Source organism: Vibrio sp. SALL6 (assembly GCF_002002385.1).
GTDB classification, from domain to species: Bacteria; Pseudomonadota; Gammaproteobacteria; order Enterobacterales; family Vibrionaceae; genus Vibrio; species Vibrio parahaemolyticus.
In genome coordinates, this window is sequence record NZ_MQVK01000015.1 from 168,750 (window position 1) to 185,570 (window position 16,821).

The following is a 16,821-nucleotide window of genomic DNA, read 5'->3' on the forward strand; positions in this document are numbered from 1 at the left end:
TTGTTCGTCTCTACCGCAAGTTAATCACGCAGGGATTTCATTTGCTGCTGTGAGAAAAAGTCATCATTTATATCGAAGTCAAACTGTGCCTGATGCGTGGTAAAAATGGTTTTATTCCCCGGTTTATCGACGGGTTTCATCTCCATTCGCGTCGCTATCTTTCTACCGCCTAACTCTTTAACGTCGTAAGTCGTCAACACATTCACCCGTTCATCGAACTCATCATAAAATTCCACTTTGCGTTGCAAATACGTCGACTGAGAAATCCACAACGTAACTTTGTTCCAAACAACAGGCGCATCAGGTTTAGCCGTCGCTTCAATGACCCAGACTTTATCCCCCTCAAAGCTGTCATTGCCGAGTAAAGCGTGTTGATAATCCACAACGATTGATGATTGGTTGATCAGATCATCATTAGTAAAATCCGACCCCATCCAAGATTGGCTCAACATAGAAGGCGCGATTTTAATTACGCGCTCAATACTCGGCACCCAGTTCCACATTTCTCTATGACGCTTTAGCGATGCGCTGCCTTTATCTTTGGCTGGTGCGGTTACCAACACGAGCGACAACTCCGTGCCTTTTGTCCAACTTTTCATCGTCATAGAGCGTGTCCAATCAGGACGAACGATCTCCATGGTTGCCTCGCTATAACTGGATTTTCCCCTCATTGCTTGGTCTGATTTTTGGACAATATCGAAAGCACTTTCGGCATACGAAAGTGAAGTGAAGAGCAGGAAAAACAGAGCGGCGACAGCTTTTGGCATAACTTTCCTCTAAGTCTTTGAGCTAATCTCAGAAACGAAAAGCGGCAATAAAAACTTGAAATTCAATTGAGTATAGCAAGAGGAAAAATCGAAATAGCGATTCACTACGCAAAAACTTAAGGCACCTGACGAAGAAGAGGCTCAACTTTGCTTTTATCGATCACTTTGAACATCGCGCAGTTTTTACCATTCATTTTGCCGCAGTACATGAGTTGGTCGGCTTCGTGCAAGTTTATGATGCCTTTGAACTCGCGATAATAGGCGCAACCCAAACTCACGCTGACATGGATCGCTTGCCCATTGAGTAAAACAGGTCGATCGTAAACACAGCTGCAAATCGCCTTTGCAAGCGTTTCAGCTTCTTTTTCAGATAGAGAGGCAGTCACCAACGCAAATTCCTCACCACCGATTCGCGCTAAGGTTATTCGTTCGTCAGTCAGCGATTTTGCCGTGTCGGCAACAGCGACAATCGCTTGGTCACCGATTAAATGGCCGTATTTGTCGTTTATAGATTTAAAGTCATCAATATCAAACACCATCACGGTTACGTTTTTTTGCAATGAACTCAGCGTTGCCAAACGCTCGATCAAATGCCTGCGATTATAAAGTTTGGTGAGCGGATCCGTCAGCGTCAGTTCAAGCAATTGCTGATTTGCTAAGGTAAGCTGCTTTGTTCGTAGAGTCACCATTCGCTTAAGGGCGAAGATATGGTAAAGCGTGGCAATAACCATGATGAAAATGGCAATTGGCAACAGGTAAATGGGATATACCGTTTTGACCAAACTCCAACGATTGAGGATCCGTTCTTTGTCTGAGTCGATGATTTTTTCAAAGTCGTGGGAGATTTTCGTCACTGGAATCGAACTGTGCTCGCCTGTCGCAATGCGCAGATCTTTGCTGTACAGATTGAGGGTAGGCACAAACATGCCTGCATCTGGTGTTGTCGCCATGTGGAAGTTAGCCACTTGCAAATCGGCGACAAAGTACAAGATATTTTTCTCGACGGCAGCTCGGAGCATCGCATCGTTATTTAAATATTCCACTAGCGACGCTCTAGGGTAGTTGGCACGCACAAATTCCGCTTCATAGCTGCCTTTTACCAAGCCAATAGGAAGCTCTACCTCTCCAGTAAGAACGCCCTTAATATCAACGGCTAGCATATCTTTATTGACGTACAACTTGGTTTGAATAGGCATGATAACCGCACCAAAATCAAGGTACTTATCGCGAGCCTCAGAGTAAATCAGACCAGCGTGAACATCCGCACGCCCCTCCTTAACTGCACGCAAAGACTCTTCCCAATCGAGCAGCAGGAACTCAACACGAACGTGATTTCTTTCGGCATACTCTCGCCAGAAGTCAATCAGAATGCCTTTGGGTTCACCATCTTGTGAGACATATGAGAACGGCTTCCAAGCCTTAGAATTGGTGACAATCAATGTATCGACTTTAGTTTGGTGAGCGAAACTGTACGAACACATGGCAAGCCATAGTAATAACAACGAAGTACACGCCCTAGTGCACTTGTAACCATAAGTACTAAAACTTGTTGATGCCATACCCACTACTCACCAGTCTTTTTTTGAAAACAATGTCTGCTGTTTGATTCGAATAAAGATATAGCAGACCTATCAATAACGAAATGAGATGCTTATTGATATGAATCTAAATTAGTACTTTTTAATACAAATTTGGTACTTTTTTGTTATTCTTACTTTGAATACGAAGTCACTAATTTGTTTATATACACTTCATTAATAAGCTCAATTGAACAATTTCTTAAAAAGAAGTTTTCTATACATCTTGTGAAGAAGTGACCTTCCACCCCTTTGTTTTGCATACAGTTATTTCCCAAACGCGAATCAAAGCCATCAAACATTCGCCAAAAACGCGACAAAATTGACTCTGCTGCCATTTGCTTTATGCACATGTACGCCTAAATTTACATACTGACAACTTTATTTACAAATACTTACATCGAACAAATAGCGAAAACTAAATTCTTGAAAAGCTCATTTAGAAAAGGAATTCAAAATGTTTGGCTTGCGAACTCGAAACCAAGAAGCAGAAAGTGAATACAGCCGCTTCATCAAAGGCTTATCCGATAGTATGGCAATGATTGAGTTTGATACGAGAGGCATCATTCTCAATGCGAATGATTTATTTCTTTCTTGTGTTGGATACACACGAGAAGCGATTGTTGGAAAACATCATTCGATTTTCTGTGACCGAGGCTATGTTCAGTCCCCTCGATACCAACAATTTTGGGATGACTTAAAAATGGGTAAGCATAAACGCGGTACGTTTGAGCGTCTAACCTCGCAACGTGAAAGACTGGTACTTGAAGCCAGTTACTTTCCCATTGAATCTGAACACGGACAAATTGAAAAAGTAGTCAAGATCGCGTCAGACGTGACACAACAGAGGCTAGAATCAGAGCAAAAAGAAGCCATTTTGAATGCGTTAGATCTGTCTCTAGCCACGATTGAGTTCGACCGTGAAGGATACATTCTGACCGCCAACCAAAACTTCTTAAAAACCTTGGGATACGAGTTGAGCGATGTTCAAGGAAAACATCACAAACTATTTTGCTTTGACGATTTTTACCAAGAAAATCCCGGCTTTTGGAAAGATCTCGCCGCCGGCCAGTTTAAGTCCGGACAATTTTTAAGGCGTTCAGCTTCAGGTGACAAAGTGTACATTGAAGCCACTTACAACCCCATCTTCGATCCGTTGGGCAAAGTCATCAAAGTCGTCAAATTTGCATCTGACATCACTGATAAAGTTCAAAGGGATTTAAACATCTCTCAAGCGATAGCCGACTCTTCTTTTATCGCAAGAAACGCCAGCGAGGAAGCCACATCAAACGTCTGCGGCGCAGAACATTCTCTGAATGAGTTTCGCACCATGATTGAAGAAGTACTGAGAGCCGTCACCGCTTGTGACGATAAAGTTCAAGAGCTATTTAAAACCTCGCAGCAAGTCACTGAAATCGTCAAAGTGATCGACAGCATCGCCTCACAAACCAATCTCCTAGCTCTAAACGCAGCGATTGAAGCAGCTAGAGCTGGTGAACATGGACGAGGATTTGCAGTGGTTGCGGATGAAGTGAGAACTTTAGCAACTCGAACCAGCACGTCGATTGATGAAATCAACCACGTAGTTCTGAGCAACCAATCCCTAACGACCGAAACTCGCTCATTTATCGAAGTCATCAACCAAGGCTTTCTCAGTTCGATGTCGAAACTATTGGAAGTGGACGAGTTTATGAAATCAATCGATGAAGGTTCACACCTAACAGTTGAGTCGATCAGCGCGCTGAGAGCTATCGTCAATCAGGATACTAATCTCCCTTTGAATTCAGCATCAAATGGTTAGCGCAAACTTGACAGCTAAGTATTGATTTTTATGAGCAATAGGCCTGAACAGAAACTTTTCGATCAAACAATTCTTTGACTCTGAGCAAGAAAAAAGCCCTATTCAAAATCCACTTTGGTGAGAACTTTGAATAGGGCTCTTTGCCTCGGTGCTTCATTTTACGGTTGAAGCTGCCTTTACCTTTTTTCGCTTTGACGACTCGGGTTCTGAACAACTGACTGGTAACAACTGCCTTTAGCGCATTGTCTTTAATCTCGCCTCTGCCGAATTCGGTGTCTTTGTTAAATTCATTCGGCTGAGGATTACATTTTGCTTTTGCCATAAATCCTCCTTAATGGTCGAACCAGATTGGACAATAATTATATAAAGAAGTCAAATTTGTAGAATTCCTCGTATTTTATGCTTAAAAACTTCACTTCTACGTCATTTATTTGAAATTTAATCAAAAACATGCCGGTTAAATAGTGACTAAATACAAATATTTCTCCATAAAGCACTAATATATGTTGACTCCTACAGGATTTAACCTAGACTCAAACACGGCTAGAAAGAAAGTTCTTTGTTTTCACATTTCGTTGGATTTCTTGTAACTCCGTCGTCCTGTGGTACGCAATAGCAATTTATTTTTCCACGCTATAAGCGCCGTTGAGGCGAAAGATTACACAAATTTAGATATTTAGGAAATAGACATGTCTAACACAGCTACTGGCACAGTTAAGTGGTTCAACGAAACTAAAGGCTTCGGTTTCATCCAACAAGAAAACGGTCCTGACGTATTTGCTCACTTCTCTGCAATCACTGGTGACGGCTTCCGTACTCTAGTTGAAGGCCAGAAAGTAGAATTTGTTATCTCTCAAGGTCAAAAAGGCCCTCAAGCAGAGCAAATCAAAGTACTTTAATTCTTAAAGAATTTGATATGATAGCCAGCTTTTAAGCTGGCTATTTTTTTGCCCAAAGCAAATTTTCGCCCATAAAAACGATATAAACCCATGGCTCTAAAACCAACCATTTATAAATTTCGTATCGCTCTTTCCGATATGAATAACGATTACTACGATTCCAAGAACCTTACTATCGCTCTGCATCCCTCTGAAAAACCTCAACGCATGCTGGCTCGTATCTTGGCTTTCTGCCTCAATGCCCAAAAAGACTTGGAATTTACCAAAGGCCTCTCAACCACGGAAGAGCCAGATTTATGGCATGTTGCAGATGACCAAAGCATCACGCATTGGATTGAGATCGGCGAACCCGAACCAGATCGAATCAAAAAAGCCTCTCGCCTAGCCAAGCAGGTCAAGGTCTATACGTACAATACTAAAGCACCGGTGTGGTGGGAGAAAATGTCAGGTAAGTTTTCAATGCTTCCAGTAAGCGTAGAAAGCTTTGACTACGACGCTATCGATATGATTTGTCAGCACCTTGACCGTGGTACAAACCTTTCTGTTATGATTACCGGCACCTCTATTTTTGTTGATGTGAACGATCAACACGTCGAAGTAACAGTGAAGGAACTGCAAAGTCATGACGCCCCTTAGTGAACTGATTAAACAAATGGGAATCAAAAAGATTCCCTTCGTTGATGAGCATAAAGCTGCCAAGAAGCGTTGGTTGAAAGAACAAGCTCCGTTGTTTGCACGCGTATGTGAAAACAAGCCAGCAACGAATCCAGTGCTTCACCTACTCGGGCTCCTGACGAAATCCCATATCGAAGCAAGTGCGTTGTATGAACAACACGCTCATTCGACACAGCAAATGCAAAAGGTCTTGGCAGATACGCTTGGGGATGAGCAAGCAGACAAATTCACCAATCAATCGGCAGAAGATCTTGTTCTGATCACCCATTTGTGGCTCTTCACTCAAGGCTATCTGAACATGGATTTTAGCTTAGCGCACGATCACGCGGAGCAGACACAAAACACATTACAGCACGAACTTGTGATTAAACGTATTGATGTTGACGCGTTCAGAACAGGGCTAATGCAAAGCTTCTATTTAGGTAAAGAGGCAAACCCAACAGCATCAAATGGCTTTTTCGGCTGGTTGAAGCGACTCTTTTCCTCATAAAATACATGGTTTTATCAATCCGAAACAACTGATAGACTGCGTCTCCAATGCAACAAGCATCATGTTTGCATTGTTAAGGACATTCATCCACTGAGCATCAAGGGATCATTATGAAGTTTATCCGTTGGATTTTAGGCAAAGTCATTTTATTGCTGAACGCTGTCTTTTCTCCTCGTGGCATCAAACGCACTAACGAAGCGCAGAGCAACGTCGATGACAAAGCAAAGCAATACGCGTTATATCAGTTTGAAGCTTGCCCTTTTTGCGTCAAAGTACGACGTGCGATGAAACGACAATCCGTTAATATCGAATTACGTGATGCGAAGAATGACCCAACTCACCGCGCTGAACTTGAACAAGGTGGCGGTCGCGTGAAAGTGCCTTGTCTTCGTATTGAAAAAGATGGCGAAACGCAATGGCTTTATGAGTCATCAGACATTGTCGCTTATCTTGAAAAAGAATTTGCCTAGTTCCCCCTAAGAACATTGGCGGATGTAAAAGAGGCACCATTTGGTGCCTCTTTTCTATTTTGATGTTTTTGCTTCGAAACCGACTGGCGGCCTACTCATCGACAATCAGCATCAACTCAACACGTCGGTTACACGCTTTACCGCTTGATGTGGCATTGCTACATTGCGGCACATATTCGCCGAATCCGCGAGAGAAAACGCGCTGACGCGGAATGCTACTCGCTAGCATTTGTTTTTCTACTTCACGAGCTCGTTTTTCGGAGAGCGTATCATTGAAACTCGCCGCACCAGTGCTATCGGCATGGCCATCAATCACCACATCCACATCGGTTCTGCCTGCTAAATAGTGCCCCAGCTTTCGTAACCAATCTTGTGAGTTTGACGACAATTGCGCCGACCCTGTCTGAAAGTGAACTTGCTCTTTTAAGCGAATCATAAGGTGACCACCACCGATCGTCTCATGCGGGATATTGTGTCTATCCAAGAACATTTCTAGTGAGGTCACGTTGTTAGACTTTTTTTCGGCCGCCCTCGCTGTCTGGTTGACACGTGGAGCCGTCGAAACGTGAGATGCACTCGCATATCCCCACTCAGGGTGTCTCAGCTCGGTGTTTGTTTTTGGGGCTGTATCCAACATATTCCCACCCGGAACCATGTCTGGATTAAGGCTGCTACACCCACTAAGAATGCCACAGACAATGAAAAACCAATGCTTCATACCGTTACCAACGTAGAAAGAATTCTTGTTCACTATGTCGACGAAAAACACATATTCTTTAGTGTTTTTCGCTATTTGATTGTTTTATATGCACCGTTCGTGCCATTCTCAGTTCGAGCTTGTCGCCTATGCTGCAAAACAGTAAACGTCCAATTTGCTAACACCATGTCACTATTCGGTTATATCCACACCAATCTGTTACTAATCGTCTCACTTTATTGTTATTTAATGGTTTTAGTCGCTATCGTTAACCGATAAACTACCGTAAATTTCTCATTCAGAGCGTTGTTATGTTTAAAACTATCTCAAAAGGCGTCGCTTTATTTGCCGCTATTGCGGCTCTGTCAGCATGTGACAGCGGCAATAGTCAGCCACAACAAGGTAAGCAATACGAAGTGTTGCCTGTTTCTCTTCAAGAATACAATCTGGCGCCACTAACCGAAGCTTTTGCCCTAACTTGCGGCCATTGTCGTTCAATGGAAGAGTTTGTCCCTCAAATTGAATCGCTAACAGAGCAAAAAGTTGAAAAGATGCACGTGACTTTCAATGAAAGTGCTCAGATCAGCGCAATTATCTTCTACACTGCTGTTATGCAGCTCGACGCAACACCAGATAAAGCATTCATGGCTGATTTATTTGCAGCGGTTCAAATGGGCGCAGATGCAACAGCAGAAGAGCGTCAACAAGCGGTAGAGATAGCTTTTGAATCTCGTAACTTGATCAGCCCATACCATCTTGATGAAGCTCAACAGGAAAAACTGTTTGAATACATCACTAAAGCTGAATCCATCACTACTCGTGGCCAAATCAATTCTGTGCCAGCGTTTATCGTAAACGGTAAGTACCAAGTGATTACTGGCGGCCATGACAGCGTTGAGGCAATGGCAGAAACTATTAACTATTTGCTTAAGCAACCTAAATAGACAAGGAGTCAACGTGTCTAAATTTTTGTTTCCTATCATTATTTTTGTTTTAGCTGCATTTTTCATTTACCGCACTTGGACAAACCACAAAGTGGCAGATGAGAACTTTGCAAAAGGCCAAGCTTTCCTACTAGAAAATGCGAAAAAAGAAGGCGTGATCACGACAGAGAGCGGGCTTCAATACTTAGTACTAGAAAAAGGTACAGGTGACGTTCACCCAACCGCAACAAGTAAAGTGAAAGTGCACTACCACGGCACGCTTATCGATGGCACTGTTTTCGATAGTTCAGTAAATCGTGGCGAGCCAATTACATTTGGTTTGAACCAAGTAATTAAAGGCTGGCAAGAAGGTCTTCAATACATGGTTGTGGGCGAGAAAATCCGTCTATTTGTACCGAGTACACTTGGCTACGGCAAAAATGGTACGGGGCCAATTCCACCTGCAAGTGTTTTGATTTTTGATGTTGAGTTGTTAGAGATTCAGTAATCTTTCCTCTCGTACAATAAAAAACGCCGCACTTTTCGCGGCGTTTTTTATTAGCAGATATACCATTAAGTTATTCGCTTACTGCAACACCATTCCAATATAGTGATCGGCTAGGAGCGCAACAAACAGCGCCAACAGATGATAAATGGAGAACTTAAATGTTTCTATCGCGCTATTAGGCTCGGGTGCAAACTTGAGTTTCCACGCGTGATAAATGAAACCTGCATTAAGCAGCAATGCTGAAAAGAGATAGATAAAACCGACCATCCCCACCAATACAGGCATCACGCACACCAATGTGAGCAATACCGTGTAAAGTAAGATCGACGTTTTGGTGTATTCAATACCGTGGGTTACCGGCAGCATAGGAATATCGACCTTGCGGTAATCTTCAACTCGATGAATCGCGAGAGCCCAGAAATGCGGCGGTGTCCAGATGAAGATGATCATCACCAATAGCCAAGCGTTACCATGCAGCTCACCCGTCACCGCTGTCCAACCTAAGAGTGGCGGCATCGCACCGGCAATGCCAGCAATCACAATATTTTGCGGCGTTGCTCGCTTCAAATACATGGTGTAAACCACCGCATAGCCCAGTAAACTCAAAAACGTCATCCATGCTGTGAGCGTGTTTACCCAAGCATATAGGAGTACAAAACCAACCACGCCGATTGCCACGGCAAAAATCGCAACCGATAAGGGATTGGTATCTCCCGACGGTAAAGGACGCGTATGAGTACGAGCCATTCTTGCATCAATTCTGCGGTCAATAAGATGATTAAATGCCGCGGCAGAACCAGCCATTAGTCCTATTCCAATCAATCCGATGGATGCTTGAATCCAAGGGAAATCAGTGACCGGAGCCAAGCTCATGCCGACAATGGCGGTGACTAACATTAGCGCGACAACTTTAGGTTTAGTCAGTTTTAAGTACGTTGAGCCGAGACGCTTTCGACTATCGAGTGTTAACGCAATTTCCTTACTCATAGCGAACTCCTTTCACTGCATAATTCCAATCGGCTTTTCCTTGCCACAAATAAAACTGACTGACACAAATCAGGCTCAACATGATTGCAGCACCCAGGTTATGAGCCACTGCGATGTAAATCGGTAACTGAAACACCACGTTGCTAATACCAAGCGTAATCTGGCAAGCCAGCGCCATCCCAAGCCACATGCCGACTTTCTGTGAATGGTGCGAGTCTTGTTTCATCAACACCACACAATACGTCAGGACAACCACTGCGGTGACCATCGCGCCGATTCGATGAGAGACATGGATTGTCATCCTCGCGGGGTATTCCAACACACCAAATTCATAATTGTCGTGCCCCGTTTGCCAGAAAGAGAACGCCTCTTTCCAATCCAAGTAGTTCATCCAATCTCCTTCGCAAATGGGCAACGTTGTACACATCAAAGCCGCGTAGTTTGATGAAGTCCAACCGCCGAGCAACACTTGGGAGAACACAACCAACAAGGAAAACACTGAAAACAACCTAACCGACCGAGAGGAGGGGGAAAAATAAAGATTGTCTCTCGCTTTCAGTTGGCAATAAAACACCGCTTGCAGCGCGAGTAAGGTGAACCCACCAAGCAGATGAAGCATGACAATGACAGGCATCAGTTTTAGAGTCACCGTCCACATACCTAACATCGCCTGCCCCACAACCAAAAAGCTGAGCAGAATAGGAATGGATGGGTTCACGCGTTCAGTTCGAATAGCAATAACGGTAATAGCAAAAATCACCATGCCGAGTGTTCCAGCAAAATAGCGATGAATCATCTCTAGCCACGCTTTTTCATGCTCAATCTCGCGTTCTGGAAAATTGATGTTGGCGCGCAGAACATCGTCTTCATGGTGTGGTACAGAAAAGTGACCATAACACCCCGGCCAGTCAGGACACCCCAACCCCGCATCTGACAAACGGGTATAGGCGCCCAACATGATGACGACTAACGTCAGGCACAAACTTAATCTAACCAACTTTGTTAACGTCATGATACGCTCCCTATCCGACTCGCGACAATTTGAGCAACTTACGCAAATCCGCCAGCATATCTTTGCTGAGTTTGACCAAATCTTCGTTTGGCTCTGCGGTGTACGACATCACCAGCTGCCCCAGAGGATCCACAATCAGCACTTGCCCTTGTTGCACTTTTGCCGCCACGTTCTCATTCATCGCCATGGTTTCCATCGGCATTTCTATCGTGTCTGATGTTGTAGAAGTCCACAAAACTGGCACAACGCGTTCTTGATACTTGCCTAAAGCAACATGGCTTTGTTTGAGTAAATAGAGTTGTCTTTGACATTGGCTGTCGCAAGAATCAGGCACCACATAAGCCAGTTGCCAACCGTGCACCGCCGATGGAGCAGATTGGCCTAACTGCGCTAACGTTGTGTACGGTTCGATGAGCTTTCCTCGGTTTGTCACGCCCGTTTCGTACCAGCCTTGCGCCAAAATCAACTTTGCAACAATCGCTGGTAAGGCGAATAAGCAAATCAGTGCGATCAGCACAAACCGCCCTTTTGTAACTTGAGATGTCATGCCTCACCTCCTTGTGATGCCGCTTTTCTAAACCATCGAATACACACAACCATTGTGAGCAGTAAGAACACGCCAGCCATCACAAACCACTGTACGGCATACCCAAAATGCTTCGCGCTCGTCAGTGGAAGTGGATTCCAAGGAAATGGATATGCCCAGTTTTCTAGGTTGTCTGGCTGCAACACAGCCGGCATCAGCTCTACATTCAACAACTCATTGAGCTCGGAAATATTGAGGTTTTGGACTCTAATCCCCTCTCCCATTTCTGGCATCAATTCTGAGCTTAACGGATTCATTGATTTGCGATACAAACGTCCGGTTACGTTTGTGGGACTCTTCAACATCGTTACGGTTGGTAAAGAATCACGAGTTCGCCGCCCTTCGACGAAACCCAATTCTAAAAGCGCTAAGGTTATTGGATCCTGACCGACAGAAACCACTTGGTATGCGAGATAACCCACTTTCCCTTGAAAGGTTTGGTTATCGAGCAAAACCACTGGCAACGGCTCTGGCTTTGCTTCCGTTTGCACTTTCACACCAATCACGCTCTCCTCTCGCCAGTCATTGTTATCAAGGACAGAAGTGAGGGATTGATACGGGGCATCAGCCCGAGCGAGTATCGCTTGTTCAAGCGCTTGTTTCTCCTGACCTCTTTCTAGTTGCCAAAATCCAAGTTTGACCAACAGAGAAAACACAACCACAGTTAAGCAAACTGCAATACCAAACCGCTTCGATAGCCATAACTTGTGCGATAACCAAGACGAAGAAACCGGAGGTACTATGTCCACCGTATTCCTATTCAAATTAACGCTGGTCCTTTTGCTGCTTTTCATTATCTTCAACCTCGCAAAAGCGCTTATCGAAATGGTTCGAGAAGACCCAGATAATCCGGACAAGCCAACAAAACCCATGAGCCACTATCTCGGTCGTCGTGTGATGTTTTCTGCGTTAGTGGTCATCCTTCTTTTGATTGCGTTGAGCTCGGGCTGGCTTGCGCCCAATCCACGTCCTTACTGACTCTGTCACTACAACACATAAACAAAAACAAACAAGCATAGCCATACCACATCAACAAAATGCCAGTACCAACTGCCTGCTTGAAATGCGAAATGATTAGTAGGAGAAAAGTGGTCCTTCGCGATTCTAAACAGCAATACGGTTAAGAATATGGTGCCAAGACAAACGTGCATGCCATGAAAACCAGTAAGCATAAAGAACGTATTGCCATAAACCCCCGATTGAAGCGTGAGCCCCATTTCCTGATAAGCGTGAATGTACTCTTTGGCTTGATAGAACAAGAAAAAGCCCGCCAACACGATGGTGATTTCAAGCCACACGACTAACGCTGTGCGTCGGTTTTTCTCCAAACTGATGTGTGCCATGTGTAACGTGATAGAAGAGAGAAGCAAAATAATGGTGTTAGTGAGCGGAATACCTTGCCAAGGCATCGCTTGGGTGCTTTCCCCACTTGGCGTTGTCGTGAGCGGCCACATTGCTTCAAAGCTTGGCCACAGCACTTCATTGGTCATGAGGTTATTATCAGCCCCTCCTAACCAAGGGACAGACACCATTCTGGCGTAAAACAGCGCTCCGAAAAACGCGCCAAAGAACATCACTTCTGAAAAGATGAACCAACTCATCCCCTGACGAAATGATCGAGTGATCTGCGCGCTGTATTTGCCCGTCAACGATTCGGTGATGACGTTACTAAACCACCCTGCCAACATGTAAAGCAGAAACAAAAAGCCTACGGCAAGCACAATACGACCAACAACACCGACCGCACCATCGCTTTGAGTACCTTGCACCGTCATGCCCGCACCGACGGCGACTAAAAACAGAGCAAACGCGCCAATGATCGGCCAACTACTTTGAGCAGGAACGTAATAGGTTCCAGGTTTATTACTCATCAGTTCTCTCCTTACAGACACTATTTGGCCTGTATCTCACTCCTTGAGAGGCTAACTGCCTGTGGGAGGAGGAAGTTTGTAGAGTGTATAAGACAGCGTTAATGTATGTATTGAGTCCGGCAAATCGGGCTCAATATAGAAAATCAATGGCATCTGAGCGTGCTGCTTTCCATCCAGCGGCTGTTGCGTAAAACAAAAGCACTCTATTTTGTTGAAGTAAGCTGCACCGTTGCCGGGAGAAACGGAAGGCACCGCCTGCCCCACCAGCCTTTGTCCACTTTCGTTAAATGCCAAGTATTCAGTTTGCACGACCTCACCTGGATGAACATTCATCGAAATGACTTTCGGCTTAAACTCCCACGGCATATCTGGGTTGACGTGTGCCATAAACTCCACACGAATCGTCCGGCTCAAATCGGGTTGCATCCCCGTAGGTTGAATCGCTGCAACATCACTGGTTTTACCGTTGATACCTAACGCATCACACATCACGTCATAGAGCGGCACGAGCGCAAAACCGAACCCGAACATGGCAAAAGTGGCCAGCACTAACTTTATCGTGAGCTTTTTGTGGGATGATTTTTCTGCCATGTTCTTCGCCTCTCGTTCCGTTAATCCACTTTAGGCGGCGTACTAAAGGTATGGTGAGGCGCAGGGCTTGGCACAGTCCACTCTAATCCTTCTGCACGCTCCCAAGGCTTGGCCGACGCTTTCTCTCCGCCACGAATACATTTGATCACGACCCACAAGAAAATCAGTTGCGACAAACCAAAGGCAAAGCCGCCGATGGATACGATTTGGTTCACATCCGCGAATTGAATCGCGTAATCAGGGATTCTTCGCGGCATGCCCGCCAAACCTAAAAAATGCATCGGGAAGAAAAGGACATTGACGGAAATGACTGAGCACCAAAAATGCCACAAACTCAACTTGTGGTCGTACATATTCCCCGTCCATTTCGGCAACCAATAATACGACGCCGCCATGATTGAGAAGACCGCGCCAGACACCAAGACATAATGGAAGTGCGCCACCACAAAATAGGTATCGTGGTACTGGAAATCCGCCGGCACAATAGCAAGCATCAAACCCGAGAATCCGCCAATAGTGAACAGAACAATAAACGCAATCGCAAACAACATTGGCGTTTCAAAGGTCAATGCGCCACGCCACATGGTTGCGACCCAGTTAAACACTTTTACTCCGGTCGGTACCGCAATCAACATGGTGCAGTACATAAAGAACAGTTCTGCAAACACGGGCATGCCTGTCGTGAACATGTGGTGTGCCCACACAAGGAAAGAAAGAAGCGCGATACTGCATGTTGCGTACACCATAGAGTGATAGCCGAACAGCTTTTTGCCACTAAATGCAGGAAGAATGGCAGAGATGATCCCGAACGACGGCAAAATCATGATGTACACTTCTGGGTGACCAAAGAACCAGAAAATGTGTTGGAACATCACAGGATCGCCGCCGCCCGCAGCATCAAAGAAGCTGGTACCAAAGTACTTATCGGTCAGTACCATCGTGACCGCACCCGCCAACACTGGCATGACGGCAATAAGTAAGAACGCAGTGATCAGCCAAGTCCAAACGAACATCGGCAACTTAAACCATGTCATGCCCGGTGCGCGCATGTTGACAATCGTCACGATGACGTTAATCGCCCCCATGATGGAGCTGATACCCATGATATGCACAGAGAACACAAACAGCGCAGTACTGTCTGGCCCATACGTAGTCGATAGCGGCGCGTAAAACGTCCAGCCGAAATTCGGTGCACCGCCCGGTAAGAACAACGAGCTCAACAGAATGAGAAACGCAAAAGGCAGAATCCAAAAGCTCAAGTTATTCATACGTGGCAACGCCATATCAGGTGCGCCGATCATCATCGGGATCATCCAGTTTGCTAATCCAGTGAACGCGGGCATGACCGCACCAAACACCATCACCAAACCGTGAACCGTTGTCATCTGATTAAAAAATTGCGGATCGACAAGCTGCAAACCCGGCTGAAACAGCTCAGCACGAATGACCATTGCCATCGCACCACCCGTTAGGAACATGGTGAAGCTAAACCAAAGATACAACGTACCGATGTCTTTATGGTTGGTGGAATACAACCAACGAGCAATACCTTTTGGCGCGTCGTGCGAATCGTGGTCGTCTAGCGCAATTGTTGCGTTTGCTGCGGTATGCGCTTCAACGGGTGCCGACTTTACGGCTTTGTCTGCTGGCTTACTCATATTTCCTCCTTGGCACTTTTTTGTGCCTTAAAGGCATTGACGTCGGCCGCTTGAACCGTATCGCCAGTATCATTTCCCCAAGCATTGCGTTGGTAGGTAATTACCGCAGCAATTTCTTGATCACTAAGTTGGTTAGCAAAAGACTGCATCGCCGTCCCTGCGCGGCCATCAACAACCACGCCGATATGTTCGGCGATATCACCTGTCGCGACAGGACTGCCTTTAATTGAAGGGAACGCCCCCGGAATACCCTCACCATTAGCTTGGTGACAAACAGCACAACGCGCCGAGTAAATCGCTTCGCCTTGCGCCATGAGCTCATCCATCGACAAGTCTTGAGTTAGCGCCTCTTGCGCCGCGGCTTTTTGCATCGCTATTTCTTCTTTCTTGCCCGAGAGCCACTGATCGAATTCTTCTTCCGGCATGGCATGGACTACGATTGGCATAAAGCCATGAGCTCGTCCACAAAGCTCTGCACACTGACCACGATAAACGCCCGGCTCATCAATTCGCGTCCAAGCCTCGTTGATGAAACCCGGGATGGTGTCTTTTTTCACGGCGAAATCAGGTACCCACCAAGAGTGAATCACATCGTCTGAGGTCAGTAAAAATCGAACTTTACGATTCACAGGGAGCACGAGCGGGTTATCCACTTCAAGCAAGTAATGCGCGCCTTTCATCTCTAAACCGTCAATCTGCTTTTGGCTGGTTGCGAGCAAGCTGAAAAATTCCACATCTTCACCAAAGTAGCTGTAATGCCACTTCCATTGCGAACCTGTGATTTGAATGGTGATATCCGATTGGCTAGTGTCTTCCATTGCGACTAAAGTTTTCGTTGCGGGAATCGCCATCGCGACAAGAATGATGATAGGGATTACAGTCCAAATAATTTCCACTTTGGTGCTTTCGTGGAAATGCGCGGCAACTGCACCTTTTGATTTGCGATGACGGATGATGGCATAGAACATAACACCAAAAACAACTAAGGCTATCGCGCAACAAATGTAGAAAATGAGCATATGTAATTCATACACTTGCTCGCTTATCGCCGTGACCCCTTTGGTCATGTTGAGTTCATTGTCCTTTGACCAACCGTAGGAGGAGAATGTGATTAAAATCACACTCAGTGGTATGGCTAGAGTAGTCGCTAATCTTTTCAAAAGATCTCTCCTCTGCTCAGCCGCTACGCTTGCGCGAGCTTCCTTGCGTCCCATTGCAAATATCGAACAACTTTACGAAAAATCACAAAAAATACGATTTCGACACAGTTTGTTATATTTATGTTAAAAGGCTAGTTATAGTTCCAAAG

General features: G+C 45.3%; 20 protein-coding genes. 8 read left to right on the forward strand and 12 right to left on the reverse strand.

What is annotated here, in order from left to right; genetic code table 11:
* Positions 1-20: 20 nt before the first annotated feature.
* Complete coding sequence (locus BIW15_RS09325) at positions 21-767, reverse strand: outer membrane lipoprotein-sorting protein (RefSeq protein WP_005487829.1); 747 nt, start codon at positions 765-767, stop codon at positions 21-23.
* Between the two features lie 116 nt (positions 768-883).
* Complete coding sequence (locus tag BIW15_RS09330) at positions 884-2,326, reverse strand: diguanylate cyclase domain-containing protein (protein ID WP_077280897.1); 1,443 nt, start codon at positions 2,324-2,326, stop codon at positions 884-886.
* Positions 2,327-2,801: 475 nt separating this feature from the next.
* On the opposite strand from BIW15_RS09330, the gene BIW15_RS25420 reads away from it, so the two are divergent.
* The gene (locus tag BIW15_RS25420; protein ID WP_077280899.1) at positions 2,802-4,145 is read left to right on the forward strand and encodes a PAS domain-containing methyl-accepting chemotaxis protein; all 1,344 of its coding nucleotides are present in this window, start codon (positions 2,802-2,804) and stop codon (positions 4,143-4,145) included.
* 28 nt (positions 4,146-4,173) lie between these two features.
* On the opposite strand, the gene BIW15_RS09345 is transcribed toward BIW15_RS25420, so the two are convergent.
* Positions 4,174-4,467, reverse strand: a complete 294-nt coding sequence (locus BIW15_RS09345; RefSeq protein WP_025500927.1) for an alternative ribosome-rescue factor A — start codon at positions 4,465-4,467, stop codon at positions 4,174-4,176.
* Positions 4,468-4,834: 367 nt separating this feature from the next.
* Here BIW15_RS09345 and BIW15_RS09350 point away from each other — a divergent pair, with 367 nt between their 5' ends.
* The 4 genes from BIW15_RS09350 (at position 4,835) to BIW15_RS09365 (ending at position 6,679) form a co-directional block, all read left to right on the forward strand.
* Positions 4,835-5,044 carry a cold-shock protein gene (locus BIW15_RS09350; RefSeq protein WP_005375625.1) on the forward strand — a complete coding sequence of 70 codons (210 nt, stop codon included), beginning with the start codon at positions 4,835-4,837 and terminating at the stop codon, positions 5,042-5,044.
* Between the two features lie 90 nt (positions 5,045-5,134).
* The gene (locus BIW15_RS09355) at positions 5,135-5,680 is read left to right on the forward strand and encodes a YaeQ family protein (protein ID WP_005482675.1); all 546 of its coding nucleotides are present in this window, start codon (positions 5,135-5,137) and stop codon (positions 5,678-5,680) included.
* Complete coding sequence (locus tag BIW15_RS09360; protein ID WP_077280900.1) at positions 5,667-6,209, forward strand: hypothetical protein; 543 nt, start codon at positions 5,667-5,669, stop codon at positions 6,207-6,209. Before BIW15_RS09355 ends, BIW15_RS09360 begins: the two co-directional genes overlap by 14 nt.
* 110 nt (positions 6,210-6,319) lie before the next feature.
* Positions 6,320-6,679, forward strand: a complete 360-nt coding sequence (locus BIW15_RS09365) for a glutaredoxin (protein ID WP_005482613.1) — start codon at positions 6,320-6,322, stop codon at positions 6,677-6,679.
* Between the two features lie 91 nt (positions 6,680-6,770).
* On the opposite strand, the gene BIW15_RS09370 is transcribed toward BIW15_RS09365, so the two are convergent.
* Positions 6,771-7,397 (reverse strand): OmpA family protein, encoded by a 627-nt coding sequence (locus BIW15_RS09370; protein WP_005482692.1) that lies wholly within the window; start codon positions 7,395-7,397, stop codon positions 6,771-6,773.
* Positions 7,398-7,687: 290 nt separating this feature from the next.
* Here BIW15_RS09370 and BIW15_RS09375 point away from each other — a divergent pair, with 290 nt between their 5' ends.
* Both BIW15_RS09375 and BIW15_RS09380 read left to right on the forward strand, forming a co-directional pair.
* Positions 7,688-8,320 (forward strand): thiol:disulfide interchange protein DsbA/DsbL, encoded by a 633-nt coding sequence (locus tag BIW15_RS09375; protein ID WP_025536384.1) that lies wholly within the window; start codon positions 7,688-7,690, stop codon positions 8,318-8,320.
* A gap of 13 nt (positions 8,321-8,333) precedes the next feature.
* A complete protein-coding gene (locus BIW15_RS09380) occupies positions 8,334-8,807 on the forward strand; it encodes an FKBP-type peptidyl-prolyl cis-trans isomerase (protein WP_005461979.1) in 474 nt (157 codons plus the stop codon).
* Between the two features lie 78 nt (positions 8,808-8,885).
* Here the strand turns inward: BIW15_RS09380 and cyoE are convergent, their stop codons facing one another.
* From cyoE to BIW15_RS09400, 4 genes are read right to left on the reverse strand one after another with little or no spacing between them, the layout of a single operon-like run.
* Entirely contained in the window at positions 8,886-9,794 is a 909-nt protein-coding gene (gene cyoE, locus BIW15_RS09385) for a heme o synthase (RefSeq protein WP_015313023.1), read from the reverse strand.
* A complete protein-coding gene (locus tag BIW15_RS09390; protein WP_077280901.1) occupies positions 9,787-10,806 on the reverse strand; it encodes a heme A synthase in 1,020 nt (339 codons plus the stop codon). The genes cyoE and BIW15_RS09390 overlap by 8 nt, the downstream gene beginning before the upstream one ends.
* A gap of 10 nt (positions 10,807-10,816) precedes the next feature.
* Positions 10,817-11,353, reverse strand: coding sequence for a hypothetical protein (locus tag BIW15_RS09395; protein ID WP_005482681.1), 537 nt, complete (start codon positions 11,351-11,353; stop codon positions 10,817-10,819).
* On the reverse strand, positions 11,350-12,186 hold the full coding sequence (locus tag BIW15_RS09400; protein ID WP_051395193.1) for an SURF1 family protein: 837 nt from the start codon (positions 12,184-12,186) through the stop codon (positions 11,350-11,352). The genes BIW15_RS09395 and BIW15_RS09400 overlap by 4 nt, the downstream gene beginning before the upstream one ends.
* On the opposite strand from BIW15_RS09400, the gene BIW15_RS09405 reads away from it, so the two are divergent.
* Positions 12,134-12,370, forward strand: a complete 237-nt coding sequence (locus BIW15_RS09405) for a DUF2909 family protein (RefSeq protein ID WP_005482739.1) — start codon at positions 12,134-12,136, stop codon at positions 12,368-12,370. The genes BIW15_RS09400 and BIW15_RS09405 overlap by 53 nt on opposite strands.
* A gap of 8 nt (positions 12,371-12,378) precedes the next feature.
* Here the strand turns inward: BIW15_RS09405 and BIW15_RS09410 are convergent, their stop codons facing one another.
* Genes BIW15_RS09410 through coxB form a run of 4 tightly spaced genes read right to left on the reverse strand, consistent with a single transcriptional unit; the run spans position 12,379 to position 16,672 of the window.
* Complete coding sequence (locus BIW15_RS09410) at positions 12,379-13,263, reverse strand: cytochrome c oxidase subunit 3 (RefSeq protein ID WP_015313021.1); 885 nt, start codon at positions 13,261-13,263, stop codon at positions 12,379-12,381.
* Positions 13,264-13,314: 51 nt separating this feature from the next.
* Entirely contained in the window at positions 13,315-13,854 is a 540-nt protein-coding gene (locus tag BIW15_RS09415) for a cytochrome c oxidase assembly protein (RefSeq protein WP_005498389.1), read from the reverse strand.
* 20 nt (positions 13,855-13,874) lie between these two features.
* Complete coding sequence (gene ctaD, locus BIW15_RS09420; RefSeq protein WP_021450720.1) at positions 13,875-15,512, reverse strand: cytochrome c oxidase subunit I; 1,638 nt, start codon at positions 15,510-15,512, stop codon at positions 13,875-13,877.
* Positions 15,509-16,672, reverse strand: a complete 1,164-nt coding sequence (gene coxB / locus BIW15_RS09425; protein WP_025587657.1) for a cytochrome c oxidase subunit II — start codon at positions 16,670-16,672, stop codon at positions 15,509-15,511. The genes ctaD and coxB overlap by 4 nt, the downstream gene beginning before the upstream one ends.
* Positions 16,673-16,821: the final 149 nt, after the last annotated feature.

Coding starts and splice junctions, on each gene's coding strand:
- BIW15_RS09330 (WP_077280897.1), bottom strand. CDS start 2,326: ATGGCATCAACAAGTTTTAGTACTTATGGTTACAAGTGCACTAGGGCG.
- BIW15_RS09370 (WP_005482692.1), bottom strand. CDS start 7,397: ATGAAGCATTGGTTTTTCATTGTCTGTGGCATTCTTAGTGGGTGTAGC.
- BIW15_RS09345 (WP_025500927.1), bottom strand. CDS start 4,467: ATGGCAAAAGCAAAATGTAATCCTCAGCCGAATGAATTTAACAAAGAC.
- BIW15_RS09360 (WP_077280900.1), top strand. CDS start 5,667: ATGACGCCCCTTAGTGAACTGATTAAACAAATGGGAATCAAAAAGATT.
- BIW15_RS09410 (WP_015313021.1), bottom strand. CDS start 13,263: ATGAGTAATAAACCTGGAACCTATTACGTTCCTGCTCAAAGTAGTTGG.
- ctaD (WP_021450720.1), bottom strand. CDS start 15,512: ATGAGTAAGCCAGCAGACAAAGCCGTAAAGTCGGCACCCGTTGAAGCG.
- BIW15_RS09365 (WP_005482613.1), top strand. CDS start 6,320: ATGAAGTTTATCCGTTGGATTTTAGGCAAAGTCATTTTATTGCTGAAC.
- BIW15_RS09375 (WP_025536384.1), top strand. CDS start 7,688: ATGTTTAAAACTATCTCAAAAGGCGTCGCTTTATTTGCCGCTATTGCG.
- BIW15_RS09355 (WP_005482675.1), top strand. CDS start 5,135: ATGGCTCTAAAACCAACCATTTATAAATTTCGTATCGCTCTTTCCGAT.
- BIW15_RS09350 (WP_005375625.1), top strand. CDS start 4,835: ATGTCTAACACAGCTACTGGCACAGTTAAGTGGTTCAACGAAACTAAA.
- BIW15_RS09405 (WP_005482739.1), top strand. CDS start 12,134: ATGTCCACCGTATTCCTATTCAAATTAACGCTGGTCCTTTTGCTGCTT.
- cyoE (WP_015313023.1), bottom strand. CDS start 9,794: ATGAGTAAGGAAATTGCGTTAACACTCGATAGTCGAAAGCGTCTCGGC.
- BIW15_RS09415 (WP_005498389.1), bottom strand. CDS start 13,854: ATGGCAGAAAAATCATCCCACAAAAAGCTCACGATAAAGTTAGTGCTG.
- BIW15_RS25420 (WP_077280899.1), top strand. CDS start 2,802: ATGTTTGGCTTGCGAACTCGAAACCAAGAAGCAGAAAGTGAATACAGC.
- BIW15_RS09400 (WP_051395193.1), bottom strand. CDS start 12,186: ATGAAAAGCAGCAAAAGGACCAGCGTTAATTTGAATAGGAATACGGTG.
- BIW15_RS09325 (WP_005487829.1), bottom strand. CDS start 767: ATGCCAAAAGCTGTCGCCGCTCTGTTTTTCCTGCTCTTCACTTCACTT.
- BIW15_RS09395 (WP_005482681.1), bottom strand. CDS start 11,353: ATGACATCTCAAGTTACAAAAGGGCGGTTTGTGCTGATCGCACTGATT.
- BIW15_RS09390 (WP_077280901.1), bottom strand. CDS start 10,806: ATGACGTTAACAAAGTTGGTTAGATTAAGTTTGTGCCTGACGTTAGTC.